The organism is [Ruminococcus] lactaris ATCC 29176, assembly GCF_025152405.1.
Classification (GTDB): Bacteria; Bacillota; Clostridia; order Lachnospirales; family Lachnospiraceae; genus Mediterraneibacter; species Mediterraneibacter lactaris.
Map to the genome: position 1 here is coordinate 817395 of NZ_CP102292.1, position 15089 is coordinate 832483.

A 15089-nucleotide genomic window follows, 5' to 3' on the forward strand; every position below is an offset into this window, starting at 1 on the left:
CTATGAAAGCAGATAAGATAAAAATACAAAACCTGGAGGTGTTTGCCAATCATGGTGTATTTCCGGAAGAAAATGTACTGGGACAGAAATTTGTCGTCAGTGCGGTGTTGTATACCGATACAAGAAAGGCGGGACAGACAGATGAACTGACTGCTTCGATCCATTATGGAGAAGTCAGTGCTTTTATAGACCGCTATCTGAAAGAACATACTTTTCAATTACTGGAGAAGGTGGCAGAGAGTCTTGCAGAAGAACTGCTTTTACAGACAAAAGGGCTTCAGAAGATCCGGCTGGAGATCAAAAAACCCTGGGCACCGGTCGGTCTGCCGCTAGAGACGGTCAGCGTGGAGATTGAAAGAGAATGGCATACGGCATATATTGCACTTGGATCCAATATCGGGGACAGTGAAGCTTATCTGAAAGAAGCCATTGACAAGCTGGATCATTTGCCGACGAGCCGGGTGGAAAAAGTTTCTTCTTTTCTTGTGACGGCACCTTACGGAGTGACAGATCAGCCGGATTTTCTGAATGGCTGTCTGAAGCTGCAGACACTTTTATATCCGGAAGAGCTGCTGCGGGAGCTGAACCGGATTGAACAGGAAGCCGGAAGAGAACGGATCATACACTGGGGACCAAGGACACTGGATCTGGATATTATTTTTTATGATGATCTGATCTGCGAGGAGGACGATCTGTGTATTCCGCATATTGAGATGCATAAGAGAAGCTTTGTACTGAAGCCGCTGGAAGAAATCGCTCCCTATAAACGGCATCCGGTCACAGGAAAGACGGTGCGGGAGATGCTGGGAGAACTGGAGAATGCCGGTCAGGAAACCGCTGATGCGTGATGACCGAGATGATAATAAACGGTTATTAGAAAAAATAAACTGTTTTTTCAGAGCGGATATGGTATGATGATTCTGTTGTCTTCTAACAGAGTAGACAAGCACCAAAAATGGAATGAAAGGGGAACAAAATGTTAGAAAAATTATTTAAACTGTCTGAGAACAAGACGGACGTGAAAACGGAAGTACTTGCCGGTGTTACTACATTTATGACGATGGCGTACATCCTGGCAGTCAATCCAAGTATTCTTTCCGCAGCAGGAATGGATTCAGGAGCAGTCTTTACAGCAACGGCACTGGCTGCTTTTGTCGGAACACTTCTGATGGCAGTATTGGCGAATTATCCGTTCGCACTTGCACCTGGAATGGGACTGAATGCATATTTTGCCTATACGGTCGTTATCGGAATGGGCTATAGCTGGCAATATGCCCTGACTGCCGTATTTGCAGAAGGAATCATCTTTATCGTACTTTCCATGACAAATGTACGTGAAGCAATTTTCAATGCGATTCCGAGAAACCTGAAGTCAGCAGTCAGTGTAGGTATCGGACTTTTCATCGCTTTCGTTGGTATGCAGAATGCTCATATTGTGATCGGTGGATCTACATTGATCGAGCTTTTTTCACTGGATGGATATAATCAGGTGAATGGAGTAGAGGCTGCTTTCAGTGATGTCGGAATTACGGTACTTCTTGCAATTATCGGAGTGATCATTACAGGAATCCTGGTTATTAAGAATGTAAAAGGAAATATTCTCTGGGGTATCCTGATTACCTGGGGACTTGGTATTATCTGCCAGTTTGCGGGACTGTATGTTCCGAATGCAGAGGTTGGCTGCTACAGCCTGCTCCCTGATTTCAGCAATGGTCTGGCAATCCCAAGCCTGTCACCGATTTTCTGCAAGCTTGATTTTAAGGGAATCTTTTCACTGGATTTCATCGTAATCTTATTTGCATTCTTGTTTGTAGATCTCTTTGATACGATCGGTACGCTGGTTGGAGTTTCTTCTAAGGCAGATATGCTGGATAAGGATGGAAAGCTTCCGCGGATCAAAGGAGCACTTCTTGCAGATGCGATCGCAACAACTGCAGGAGCAGTTCTCGGAACATCTACAACGACAACATTCGTAGAAAGTGCATCAGGAGTATCAGAAGGAGGAAGAACCGGTCTTACATCTGTGACAACAGCAATCCTTTTCGGATTGTCACTGTTCCTGTCACCAATCTTTCTTGCAATTCCTTCTTTTGCAACAGCACCGGCACTGATCATTGTGGGTCTGTATATGCTTACGAATGTAATGAACATTGATTTCAGTGATATGTCAGAAGCAATCCCGTGCTATATCTGTATCATTGCAATGCCGTTCTTCTACAGCATTTCAGAGGGTATTTCCATGGGAATTATTGCTTATGTTGCATTCAATCTGATTACTGGAAAGGCAAAAGAGAAAAAAGTAAGTGTTCTGATGTATGTACTTGCTGTACTCTTTATTCTGAAGTATATCTTCCTGTAAAAAGAATCGGGAAGAAGAAAATCAAAAAGAGGATGTATCCCCGGAATGGCGGGGATACATCCTCTTTGTCTTTCAATCCCACAGAACGGAATGAAAGAGACTGATGCAGGTGTCAGGGCCTTGTCTTATACAGGAACAAGCCTCCGGTTCGTTGCCATGTGCAGACTAAAGCAGGGCTTCAAACGTATCATAGAAAGTCGGATAAGATACATCTACGCACTTACTGTCAAGAATCTTTGTATTGCCCTCGGCAACCAGAGCTGCGATACTGAAGGCCATGGCAATCCGGTGATCCAGCAGCGTATGGATGGAAGTTCCGTGGAGAGGATTTCCGCCGTGGATGATCATTCCGTCATCTGTCGGAGTGACATCAGCTCCCATTGCTTTCAGGTTGTCTGTTACGGTTTCGATGCGGTCGGTCTCTTTGACTTTCAGTTCTGCTGCATCTTTGATGACCGTCGTTCCTTCTGCTACGGCTGCCATGACTGCAATGACAGGAATCTCATCAATGAGTGTCGGGATGATGTCCCCTTCAATCGTTGTTCCGTGGAGTTTACTGGTGCGGACGAGGATATCAGCGATCTTTTCTCCCCCTTCGGTTCTTTCATTTAATAAAGTGATATCACCACCCATGTCTTCGCATACTTTCAGGATTCCGGCACGGGTCGGATTGATGCCTGTATTTTCAATCAGGATTTCTGAATCCGGTACGATGAGTCCGGCCGCAATAAAGTATGCAGCAGAAGAAATATCTCCCGGAACGGTGATCTTCTGTCCGTACAGATCCGTACATGGACGGATGGAGGCGGTTGCCTTTGTACTTCCGATCTCATAAGTAGAGCGGATGTCAGCACCAAATTCCCGGAGCATCAGTTCGGTATGGTTTCGGGAAAGACTTGGCTCTGTGACAGAAGTTTCTCCGTCAGCATAGAGTCCGGCAAGAAGCAGACAGGATTTGACCTGGGCACTGGCAACCGGGGAATCATAGTGGATTCCGTGGAGCTGTGCCGGAGTGATATACAACGGTGCACAGCCATTCTGAAGCACACTGGCGATGTTGGCTCCCATGGAGGTCAGTGGTTCAATGATCCGCTTCATCGGACGGGAATTTAAAGATTCGTCCCCGGAAAGTTCAGAGTTAAAAGGCTGTCCGGCAAGGATACCGGAAATCAGTCTTGTAGTTGTTCCACTGTTTCCGACATCCAGAATGGAAGACGGGGCATTCAGTCCGTGAAGTCCTTTTCCGTGGACGATCACTTTTGACTGGGAGAGATCTGTTTCAATCTTAATTCCAAGGGTTGAAAAACAACGGATGGTAGCAAGACAGTCCGCACCGGAGAGAAAGTTGTGAATTTCCGTTGTACCGTTGGCAATCGAACCAAACATCACGCAACGGTGGGAAATCGATTTATCTCCCGGTATCGTAACCTTTCCTTTTAATCCGCTCATACTGCATAATTCCATAATAAAAATCCTCTTTCTGTAATATTTTGGTATAGATGATCTGACGGGATCTACTCAGACTTCATAAATCACATAGCGGTATTTCTGAAGTAACTTTGAGGCGTTGGCGGCAGAATCTTCATCATAAAATTCAATCCGGAGAACCCCTTCTTCAAATTCACGGTTGTGGATGATCCCAATATTTTTAATACTGATATGATTGCTGGCAAGGATTGTGGCAATCGTAGCGATTCCTCCTGCCTCATCAATGATATCACAATACAGTGCGAACTGCTTTTTGATCGGCCCTGCGGAACTGTTCGGCATGGAGTTGCGGTAATCCCTTGAATCCTCGAACATAGAATATAACGCAGTCTCATTTTCAGCATCAATCTGCTCCTTTGCCTGCGTGAGGGCTTCAATATAATGACCGAGAATGTGGGAAATATTCTCCCCGTTCTTCAGGCAGATCTGCTGCCACATCACCGGTGAGGAAGAAGCGATACGGGTAATATCTTTGAATCCACCGGCAGCGAGTGCCTTCATCAGTCCGTCCGCTGTATCGGTATCATGGACAAAATTCACAAGTGTTGATGCAATAATATGCGGCAGATGACTGATCGTTCCGGTAATAATATCATGCTCATTATAATCAAGAATGACCGGGAGTGCCTTCAGGGAGGTCACAAACTCTTTATAAGCACTGACCTTTTCTTTGGCTACTTTTGCAGTAGGTGTAAGAATATAATATGCATTTTCAATGAGATGAGCTTTTGAATTCATAAATCCGCTCTTTTCAGAACCTGCCATCGGGTGTCCGCCAATGAAAGATTCTTCCATACCGAGGCGGATAACTTCTTTGTGGATGGATGTCTTTACACTTCCGACATCAGTTAAAATACAGTCACTGTCGATCAGACTTTTCAACTGGGAGAGGTAGGCAGCATTGTAATTGACGGGTGCACATAAGAAAATATAAGTGCAGCCACGGAAATTATCATCGATTGATGAGCAGGCAGTATGGATCGTTCCCTCCTGTACTGCAAGTGCCAGAGATTCTTTATTTTTATCAAAAGCAATAATATCATACTCAGGATAATACTGGCGGATTGCTTTTGCAATCGATCCGCCGATTAGTCCGAGTCCGATAAATCCGATTTTTTTTGAAGTCATAATAGATAGTCCTTTCTGTAAATCATAGTTGATGCAATAGAAAATGACGCATCAATATACTTATTTTAACACGTCAAAGTATAAAAGTAAATTATTCTTGCCGCAGAGAAAAGACCGGAAAACCAGAAATAAGTTTTGATTATGACAAAAATATGGAATATGTGAAAATTAAATAAAATAGTTGTAATTATAATGATATTTTAGTATAATTTACCCATGGCTTGTATATCCGGTTGAAAAAAGGATATACAGAATAACCACATTACAAGGAGGCAGCAGCATGAAGGTTTACAGAACAGACGAAATAAGAAATGTAGTATTACTTGGACATGGCGGAAGTGGCAAGACAAGTCTTGTCGAGGCGATGCTGTATGTATCAGGTGCAACGAACCGTATGGGTAAGATCGCAGATTCCAATACTGTAAGCGATTTTGATAAAGAGGAACAGAAGCGTGGTTTCTCGATCGGCACAAGCCTTATACCGATTGAGTGGGAGAAAGCAAAGATCAATATTCTTGATACGCCGGGATATTTTGATTTTGTAGGTGAAGTGGAAGAAGCGGTCAGTGCGGCAGATGCAGCAGTCATCGTTGTATCAGGAAAGGCAGGAGTTCAGGTAGGAACGGAAAAAGCATGGGAACTCTGTGATAAATACAATCTTCCAAGGATGATCTATGTAACGGAGATGGATGTGGATGATGCAAGTTTCCGTCAGGTAGTGGCAGATCTGACAGAAAAGTACGGAAAGAAGATCGCACCACATTTCCAGCCGATCCGTGAGAATGAAAAACTGGTCGGATATATCAATATCATTAAGAATGCAGGAAGACGTTATACCGGTCTGGGACAGCGGGAAGAATGTGAGATTCCGGATTACTGTAAACCGAACCTGGAGATTCTCAGAGATTCTCTGATGGAGGCTGTTGCCGAGACAAGTGAAGAGTTTATGGAGCGTTATTTTAATGGAGATGAATTTTCCGTAGAAGAGATCCGTGCAGCGATGCGTACAGAGGTAATGGATGGAGATATCGTACCGGTAGCTATGGGATCAAATCTCCAGGCACAGGGAGTTGCGAACCTGCTGTCAGATATTGTACGTTTCTTCCCAAGCCCGGATAAGAGAAGCTGCGTGGGAATCAACCGCAGAACGAATGAGATCTTTGAAGCAAATTATGATTTCGCAAAATCAAAGACGGCTTATGTATTTAAGACGATGGTGGATCCGTTTATCGGAAAATATTCTTTCGTAAAAGTATGCTCAGGAGTACTCAAAGGGGATGACGTTCTTTATAATGCTGATACGGATGCAGAAGAGAAGCCGGGGAAATTATATACTCTGTGCGGAAATAAGCCATCGGAAGTATCAGAACTTTTTGCAGGAGATATCGGGGCGATCGCAAAGCTTACGAATACAAGAACCGGAGATACCTTATCAGTGAAGAATAATCCGGTATCGTATGCAAGGACAGATTTCTCTGTGCCATATACATATATGAAGTATCGTGTAAAGAATAAAGGCGATGAGGATAAAGTATCTCAGGCTCTTGCAAGGATGACAGCAGAGGATGTTACCTTAAGGACAGTGAACGACAGCGAGAACAGGCAATCACTTCTGTATGGTATGGGCGAACAGCATCTGGAGATTGTGGCAAGTAAGCTTGCATCAAGATATAAGGTGGAGATCACACTGGAGACTCCGAAGGTTGCTTTCAGAGAGACGATCCGCAAAAATTCAGATGTGGATTCCAAATATAAAAAGCAGAGCGGAGGTCATGGACAGTATGGTCATGTTAAGATGAAATTTGAGCCTTCAGGAGATCTGGAAATTCCATTTGTATTTGAAGAGTGTGTGGTAGGAGGAGCGGTTCCGAAGAATTATTTCCCTGCAGTGGAAAAAGGCCTTCAGGAATCTGTTGTAAAAGGACCACTGGCAGGCTATCCGGTTGTGGGTGTGAAGGCAACGCTTTATGATGGATCTTACCATCCGGTAGATTCCTCGGAGATGGCATTCAAGACGGCAACAATCCAGGCATTTAAGAAAGGATTTATGGAGGCTTCACCGGTTCTGCTTGAGCCAATCGCATCTCTGAAAGTGACAGTGCCGGATGATTATACGGGAGATGTCATGGGAGATCTGAACAAGAGACGCGGACGTGTGCTGGGAATGACTCCGGTTGCGGGCGGTAAGCAGGTGATCGAGGCGGATATCCCGATGACAGGATTATTTGGTTATTGCACGACACTTCGTTCCATGACAGGTGGAAGAGGAACTTATGCATATACTTTTGCAAGATATGAGCAGGCTTCGTCCGATGTCCAGGAGAAGGAGATTGCAGCAAGGGCAGCAGAAGAATAGAACGGATCTTTTGAGGGGATGATGAGATAGTGAAAGAAAAGGGAGTGTGTCTGAACGGGCATACTTCCTTTTCAGGTTAAGAAACTGCCAATTTTGTTGTACTTTCAATATAAAGGTGCTATAATTGCTCTGTTTACTGCACGGGAGATGTGTAGCAGGCAGGAAAAATGGGACAATATCGAGGGAAAAGAAATGAAGATTATTATTATCGGTGACGGAAAAGTAGGGTATAAGCTTGCCCGGCAGCTTTCCACCGAAAAATATGATGTTGTATTGATTGACAGTGATGAGAAGAAGCTGAGATTTGCAACAGATCATCTGGATATTGCGTGCGTGGCGGGAAATGGTGCGGACGCAGAAGTTTTAAAGCAGGCAGATATCGCCCATGCGGATCTGGCTATCGCATGTACTTCGGAGGACGAGTGCAATATGCTCAGTTGTCTGATCGCAAGGAAGCTTGGAGCAAGACATACGATCGCCCGTGTCCGTAACCCGATTTATTATCGTCAGATCGGACTCTTAAAGGAAGATCTTCATCTTAGCATGGCAGTGAATCCGGAGCTGATCGTAGCTGATGAGATCAGCCGGCTTCTGATCTTCCCGGATGCAAGTCAGATCGAGACATTTGTTAAGGGGAGAATGGAACTGCTGGAACTTCCGGTCAGTGCAAACGGAGTTCTGGAAGGAATGCGGTTATCTGATATGTATAGAAAGTTTCAGATCCGTCTGCTTGTCTGTGCAGTGGAGCGTGGAGAAGATGTGAGGATTCCTGATGGAGAATATGTCCTGAAAGCAGGAGATCGTCTCCATATTGCAGCATCTCATAAAGATCTGGAGCGGTTTTTCAAAGCCAACGGTAAGAGAAGAGAGAAGATAAAGAAAGTGATCATCTGTGGCGGAGGAAGGGTCGGATATTATCTGGCAGCCCAGCTTTCCACTCTCGGAATGCAGGTAAAGATCATTGAAGAAAATGCGAGACGCTGTGAGGAGTTGTGCGAACTGCTTCCAAAGGCAACCATCATCAATGGGGATGCAACAGACCATGATCTTCTTGTGGAAGAAGGGGTGGAGGAGGCAGATGCTTTTGTTGCCCTGACCGGGATGGATGAGGAAAATATCATCCTGTCCCTGTATGCAAAGAGCCAGAATGTGGACAAGATCGTTGCAAAAGTCAATGAAGACCGTCGTGCGAGAATGGTAGAAGAATTTGGAATTGACAGTATTGTATCTGTCAAGACGGCAACTGCGGATGCAATCATGAGCTATGTGCGGGCAAGAAAAAATTCCCAGGCAAGTGCCAATATTGAGACGATGTATCAACTGGTAGATGATAAGGTAGAGGCTTTAGAATTTATAATAAAATCTGCAACAGAATATACAGGAATCCCTCTGAAGGATCTGGCACTTAAGCCGAATAATCTGATCGTATGTATCGGACGAAAAAGGCAGATCATTCTGCCGAGTGGAGAAGACTGTATTGAAGTCGGTGACAGTGTGGTTGTTATTACGATGGAGAAGCACATTGAAGATATCAGGGATATAATGATATAGGTGCAGTGCGATGAATAAAAGAATGATTTTTTACATTTTGGGGAAAATGATGGGAGTTGAGGGGATTGTCCTTTTGATCCCGGCATTTGTGTCCCTTCTCTATCAGGAGAAAAGTGGATTTTCTTTTCTGATCGTATCGGCAGTCCTGATCCTGATCTATTTTGTACTGGGAAGAAAAGAACCAAAGTCAAAGCGGATCTACAGTAAAGAGGGATTTGCGATCGTAGGACTTGCGTGGCTGTTATGGTCAGCATTTGGAGCATTGCCTTTTGTGATCAGTGGCAGTATCCCACATTATATTGATGCATTTTTTGAGACTGTGTCGGGATTTACGACAACCGGATCGACGATTTTGACAGAGATTGAGATTCTTCCGAAAGGAATTGCGTTCTGGAGAAGTTTTACGCACTGGATCGGTGGAATGGGAGTGCTGGTCTTTGTTATGATGATCACCTCTCTGGACGATGATAATGCCATGCCGCTGATGCGTGCGGAAGTGCCGGGGCCGGAGGCAGATAAGCTTGTTCCGAAGGCAAGACGTACAGCAAAGATCCTGTATGGAATGTATTTTGCACTGACGGCAGTGGAGACTGTCTTTTTGATGGCCGGTGGCATGAGCTTTTTTGATGCGTTGCTTCATGCGTTCAGTACCGCAGGAACCGGTGGATTTTCAAATAAAAATGCAAGTGTAGGATTTTTTGACAGTGCATATATTGATGGTGTGATTACAGTCTTTATGATTTTATTTGGAATTAATTTCAATCTGTATTTCCTGTTCCTGTTAAAAGAATGGAAGACGGCACTGAAAAATGAAGAATTGTGGGTTTATCTTGGCATCATTGGTGCATCAATGGCTGCAATTACCGGAAATATCCTCCATATTTACGGTAATATTTTCCGGGCATTCCGGTATGCGTCGTTCCAGGTGGCATCGGTGATCACGACAACCGGATTCTGTACTGCGGATTATGATCGCTGGCCGGAACTGTCGAAGATGATCCTGATGTCGCTCATGTTCGTGGGAGCATGTGCAAGTTCTACCGGGGGCGGGATCAAGGTGAGTCGTCTGATTATCCTGTGGAAGTCTGTCCGTCAGGAAGTACGAAAAATCCTGCATCCGAATGCGGTGACAGTGATCCGGGTCAATGGAAGGAAGATCGGTCAGGATACGCTGAGAAATGTAAATATTTATCTGGCGTGTTATGTGTTGATCCTGGTTGTATCAACGCTGCTTGTATCCATTGATAATTTTGATTTTGCAACTTCATTCAGCGGAGTTCTGACAACGCTGAGTAATGTAGGACCGGGAATTTCACAGGTAGGACCGGTTATGAATTTCCATAAATTTTCAGTTTTATCAAAGCTGGTCTTCTGTTTTGATATGCTGGCAGGAAGACTGGAGATATTCCCATATCTGTTACTGTTCTCACCAGATTTGTGGAGAAGAAGATTTTAATGAATTTGAATGCGGGAAATTTTGTCGGTGACAGCTTATCCCGCATTGATTTTATAAGGAAAGGGAAAAAGAAACTATGAAAAAAGTAAAAGGAAAGATCCTTGGTGTGATCGGCGTGCTGGCAGTGTTTGGAATTTATTATTACGCGGCACTTCCAGCTTTTAATATCCATTCAATGGAATTCTGGATCTTACTGATTGTCCTACTGGTACTGGCAGCAGGAATTTATGGAAAAATTGCAAAAGTAAAGCCGGATAAGATCAGAAAATCTAAAGGGATGAGAATATTCTTAAGTCTGATCCTGATCGTGATCGGCATATGGGCTGTGGGAGCATTGCTGTCTTCACCGATTGTGAATGCCGGAAAATATCAGAAGCTGATGGCTGTGGAGAACGGAGAATTTTCAAAAGATATTGAGGAATTGTCTTTTGACCAGATTCCTCTTCTGGATAAGGATTCAGCAGAGATCCTTGGAAACCGGAAAATGGGAAGTATGGTGGATATGGTATCTCAGTTTGAAGTGGATGAACTGTATTCACAGATTAACTATCAGGATCGTCCGGTGAGAGTGTCACCTCTGAAATATGCAGATCTGATCAAGTGGTTTACCAACCGGAAAGAAGGAATCCCGGCATATATCAAGATTGACATGGCAACACAGAATACCGAGCTGGTAAAACTGAAAGAAGGAATGAAGTATACAACCAGCGATCATTTCAACCGGAATATTTACCGGCATCTGAGATTCGCTTATCCGACCTATATTTTTAATGAACTGAGCTTTGAAGTGGATGAAGAAGGAGTTCCGTACTGGATCTGTCCGGTGAGAAAATACAACATCGGATTATTTGGCGGAGCTACGGTGGAACGTGTTATATTATGTAATGCCATTACCGGGGAAATGGAAGATTATAAAATTGAGGATGTACCGCAGTGGATCGACCGTGCATATTCTGCAGATCTTCTGATTTCGCTGTATGATTATTATGGTACTTTGAGGCATGGATTCCTGAACAGTGTACTGGGGCAGAAGGACTGTCTTGAGACAACAGATGGATATAATTATCTTGCAGTTGATGATGATGTGTGGGTTTATACGGGAGTAACTTCCATTACCGGGGATCAGTCAAATGTCGGTTTCGTCCTGATGAATCAGCGGACAATGGAGACGAAATTTTATGAGATCGAAGGTGCAACAGAGACTTCAGCGATGTCATCTGCAGAGGGACAGGTACAGAATTTGAAATACAGTGCGACATTTCCACTGTTGCTGAACCTTTCGGGAGAACCGACCTACTTCATTGCATTGAAGGATGATGCAGGACTGGTAAAGAAATATGCCATGGTCAATGTGCAGAAATATCAGATTGTAGCGATCGGGGATACAGTCAGCGAGTGTGAAGAATCCTATACAAATCTGATGTATAAAAATGGAATCAAAACGGAAGCAAAGGATACCCGTACCGTAGAATCCATCAAAGGAAAGATCACTAAGATCGCACAGGGAGTTGTAGATGGAAATTCTCATTATTATCTGATGCTGGAAGGATCGAATGAGATTTTTGATGTATCGGTTGTGGATTTTATTGACATTATCCGCTACAATGTAGGCGATGAAGTGACGGTTGAATATAAGGAAGGGGAAAAGGCAAATACGGTTCTTTCTCTGACCGGGGATCCAAAATAGTCAGCGAGAACAGAATTTAACAGAAGACGGCGAATAAAAAAAGTCCATCGGAGTATCTTATAAAAGAGAGATTCCGATGGACTTTTCAGTTGCCATATACAACAAAAAGATCCGACAGGACTTTTTAGTTGAATCAGGATATCAGAGAACGGTACATTCCAGAGAATCAATATCCGGGATTTCGTTCTTATCCGCACTGACGCTGAGATAGAAATCAATATTATTCTCAGAAGAAATCTTAATCAGCTTCTGGATGAAAGACGGAAGACTTTCCAAAGTAATATTGGCCTGCTTTAAAATGCTGTCAATGAATACTGCCTGAATATCATGATTGCCTGCAGCCATACCATAGAGAAAACCGACGAATTCTTCAAGGGTAAGGATATCAGGATAATCTGCCATACGGATGACACGAATATTAAAGTCTACTGAATAAGTATCTTTATGACTTCTTTTGATGAATACGACATTACCGCTGGATGTCTTTACCTTTTCATTTGCAAGGTCGATCATTTGCTGGGTTTTTCCGCTGCCTCTCGGGCCTGTTATTAAATTTACCATGGCGACTCTCTCCTTTATGTAAGTAAGTATTTTTGAGACTGTATGATCGCTCAAATATTTATAAGCCTATTATACACTAAAGATATGTGAGTAACAACTAAAAAAGAGATAAAAATTTAAAAAAAATTATGCGGAATGACTATAAACAAATGAGAAAAGTTCTCAAAATATATATTGAAAATCATTCTCAAGTATGATATCATAACATTGATTGAAAATCATTCTCAAAACCAAGGAGGAATCATGCCAACCGAAGTAATATCCTACTATCTGAAAAATGAAGACCGGCTTGTAAGGCTTGGATTTCAGGTCGCATTGCAGTGTGCCCCGGTGCTGAAGGGAATAAAAATTTCCTGCCTTATTTCTATGGATGCAAGACTCCGTCCGGGATTACCGGAGATACTGATGGGGACAGATGTAAAATATCACTGCCTGTCCTGTTCGCAAGGAAAATGCCTTGTCCTTTTTTATCGACCTGACGAACTGGAACAGTATTTAAAGAAAGCAGATGTCAGTCAGCTTGCACAGGAATATGGATATAAGAAAGAGCCGGCAGAAAAAATGCTGGAGCGGCTTTCACAGAGAGTGAAAGATTTTTCAGAAAAAGGAATGGGATTCCCTCATGAGATTGGGATGTTTCTCGGATATCCGGTAGCAGATATCCGAGGCTTCATTGAAAATGAGGGCAGAAAATATCTGATGATCGGATATTGGAAGGTATACAGTAACCTGTCGCAGGCAAGAATGATCTTCAAGGAATACGACCGTGCAAAAGAATGTGCGGTCCAGGAATATCTGACAGGGAAAAGTATCCGGGAGATTTCGATGAAAAAGAAAGATGGAGGAAGATAAGATGAGTATATCAGTTGTATATTGGAGCGGAACAGGAAATACCCAGGCTATGGCTGAAGCAGTGGCTGAGGGAATCAAAGCAGCAGGTCAGGAGGCAGAACTTCTGGAAGTTGGAAATGCTGATGCAGCAACGGTTGCAGCAGGAAATGCATTCGCACTGGGCTGCCCGTCCATGGGTTCAGAGCAGTTGGAAGAAGCTGAGATGGAGCCGTTTATTGAGGAGATCGAGTCACTGGTATCAGGAAAGACAATCCTCTTGTTCGGTTCTTATGGCTGGGGCGATGGAGAATGGATGCGTGACTGGGCAGAACGCATGAAAAATGCCGGAGCAGTATTACTGCGTGAGGAAGGCATTATCACAAATGATGCACCGGAAGATGACATGCTGGAGGAACTGAAAGCGGCAGGTCAGGAGCTTGCACAGAAAGCGTAAAACAAAGCAGAAAGTCAAAATTCTCCCTGCTGCATAGTATAATTATGGGTAGGATTGTGGGAGTGCGTAGCACGGAGCAATCCGTAGGCATCAAAGTCGGGGGGGCTTTTGCCCCCGACATCTAATTATTAGAAAAGGTCTGTTAATGAAGGGAGAATGAGAAGATGAATCGAATGATTTTAGCGGGAATTTTAATACCATTTGCCGGGACGACATTAGGCTCGGCGATGGTATTTTTTATGCGGAAAGAGATGAATGAAAAAGTGCAGAAACTGTTGCTTGGATTTGCATCAGGAGTTATGATCGCGGCATCAGTATGGTCGCTTCTGATTCCGGCGATCGAGATGGCAGAGCAGGAGAAGACGATTGCGTGGATTCCGGCATCAGTGGGGTTCCTTCTGGGGATGGGATTTTTGCTGCTCCTGGATACCATCACACCGCATCTACATTTTACAGAAGATGAGCCGGAAGGAATCCCATCTCATCTAAAAAAAACGACCATGCTTGTCCTTGCCGTCACGTTGCATAATATTCCCGAGGGAATGGCGGTCGGAGTGACTTTTGCAGGAGTTCTGACGGAAAATACAACGATGTCGATGACGGGAGCATTTGCCCTGGCGATCGGTATTGCAATTCAGAATTTTCCGGAAGGGGCAATCATTTCCATGCCACTGCAAAGTCAGGAAATCTCAAAAACCAGAGCATTTGTATACGGGACACTTTCCGGGATCGTGGAACCGGTCGGAGCATTTTTGACGATTTTGCTGACGGGGCTGGTTGTACCGCTTCTTCCCTATCTGCTGTCATTTGCAGCAGGGGCGATGATCTATGTTGTGGTAGAAGAACTGATTCCAGAAGCACAGTCGGGGGAACACTCCAATATCAGTACGATCGGGGTGGCAGCCGGATTTGTCCTGATGATGATCCTGGATGTGGCACTGGGATAAAAATACAGTGAAATGAAACTGATGAGTGACGATTAGAAAGAATTATAAGAAAAATGTCCAAAGATATTCTGAAAATATTGCAATAGTCAGAATATCGTGCTAAACTGTACTTTGTTGTGCTAAAGCACAAAAGAGAAATACTCAGGAGAGTCTCTTTAAAAAGAGCGCCGAAGGTGTAAGCAGTGCTGCTACTTTGAAAAAAGAAGTTCCCGGCAGGGGCGGGAGGGCAGGAACTGCGAGTCTCTCAGGCAAAAGGATGGAGGAATAAAGG

General features: G+C 43.9%; 12 protein-coding genes and 1 riboswitch. Of the genes, 9 read left to right on the forward strand and 3 right to left on the reverse strand.

Annotated features, from left to right (window positions below; genetic code table 11):
• The first annotated feature begins 2 nt into the window (after positions 1–2).
• Complete coding sequence (gene folK / locus NQ541_RS03805) at positions 3–848, forward strand: 2-amino-4-hydroxy-6-hydroxymethyldihydropteridine diphosphokinase (RefSeq protein WP_005610568.1); 846 nt, start codon at positions 3–5, stop codon at positions 846–848.
• Positions 849–976: 128 nt separating this feature from the next.
• Positions 977–2359 (forward strand): NCS2 family permease, encoded by a 1383-nt coding sequence (locus tag NQ541_RS03810; RefSeq protein WP_005610570.1) that lies wholly within the window; start codon positions 977–979, stop codon positions 2357–2359.
• A 165-nt stretch (positions 2360–2524) separates the two neighbouring features.
• Here NQ541_RS03810 and aroA read toward each other — a convergent pair whose 3' ends face one another.
• Both aroA and NQ541_RS03820 read right to left on the reverse strand, forming a co-directional pair.
• Positions 2525–3823 (reverse strand): 3-phosphoshikimate 1-carboxyvinyltransferase, encoded by a 1299-nt coding sequence (gene aroA / locus NQ541_RS03815; RefSeq protein ID WP_023922180.1) that lies wholly within the window; start codon positions 3821–3823, stop codon positions 2525–2527.
• A 54-nt stretch (positions 3824–3877) separates the two neighbouring features.
• A complete protein-coding gene (locus NQ541_RS03820; protein WP_005610574.1) occupies positions 3878–4975 on the reverse strand; it encodes a prephenate dehydrogenase in 1098 nt (365 codons plus the stop codon).
• Between the two features lie 280 nt (positions 4976–5255).
• Between NQ541_RS03820 and NQ541_RS03825 the strand changes: the two genes are divergently transcribed.
• The 4 genes from NQ541_RS03825 (at position 5256) to NQ541_RS03840 (ending at position 12025) form a co-directional block, all read left to right on the forward strand.
• Entirely contained in the window at positions 5256–7331 is a 2076-nt protein-coding gene (locus NQ541_RS03825) for an elongation factor G (protein ID WP_005610575.1), read from the forward strand.
• A gap of 192 nt (positions 7332–7523) precedes the next feature.
• On the forward strand, positions 7524–8882 hold the full coding sequence (gene trkA / locus NQ541_RS03830) for a Trk system potassium transporter TrkA (RefSeq protein WP_023922186.1): 1359 nt from the start codon (positions 7524–7526) through the stop codon (positions 8880–8882).
• 10 nt (positions 8883–8892) lie between these two features.
• On the forward strand, positions 8893–10338 hold the full coding sequence (locus NQ541_RS03835; protein WP_005610578.1) for a TrkH family potassium uptake protein: 1446 nt from the start codon (positions 8893–8895) through the stop codon (positions 10336–10338).
• A gap of 76 nt (positions 10339–10414) precedes the next feature.
• Positions 10415–12025, forward strand: a complete 1611-nt coding sequence (locus NQ541_RS03840) for a hypothetical protein (protein WP_005610580.1) — start codon at positions 10415–10417, stop codon at positions 12023–12025.
• 141 nt (positions 12026–12166) lie between these two features.
• On the opposite strand, the gene NQ541_RS03845 is transcribed toward NQ541_RS03840, so the two are convergent.
• Positions 12167–12586, reverse strand: a complete 420-nt coding sequence (locus tag NQ541_RS03845; RefSeq protein WP_005610581.1) for a P-loop NTPase family protein — start codon at positions 12584–12586, stop codon at positions 12167–12169.
• Between the two features lie 243 nt (positions 12587–12829).
• Here NQ541_RS03845 and NQ541_RS03850 point away from each other — a divergent pair, with 243 nt between their 5' ends.
• The 3 genes from NQ541_RS03850 to NQ541_RS03860 all read left to right on the forward strand — a co-directional run bounded on the left by NQ541_RS03850 (position 12830) and on the right by NQ541_RS03860 (position 14818).
• Positions 12830–13438: a DUF3793 family protein gene (locus tag NQ541_RS03850; protein WP_044940540.1), complete on the forward strand. Its 609-nt coding sequence runs from the start codon at positions 12830–12832 to the stop codon at positions 13436–13438.
• 1 nt (position 13439) lies between these two features.
• Positions 13440–13871, forward strand: coding sequence for a flavodoxin (locus tag NQ541_RS03855; protein ID WP_023922191.1), 432 nt, complete (start codon positions 13440–13442; stop codon positions 13869–13871).
• Positions 13872–14035: 164 nt separating this feature from the next.
• Positions 14036–14818, forward strand: coding sequence for a ZIP family metal transporter (locus tag NQ541_RS03860; protein ID WP_005610584.1), 783 nt, complete (start codon positions 14036–14038; stop codon positions 14816–14818).
• Positions 14819–14950: 132 nt separating this feature from the next.
• Positions 14951–15088, forward strand: a riboswitch (glycine riboswitch).
• Position 15089: the final 1 nt, after the last annotated feature.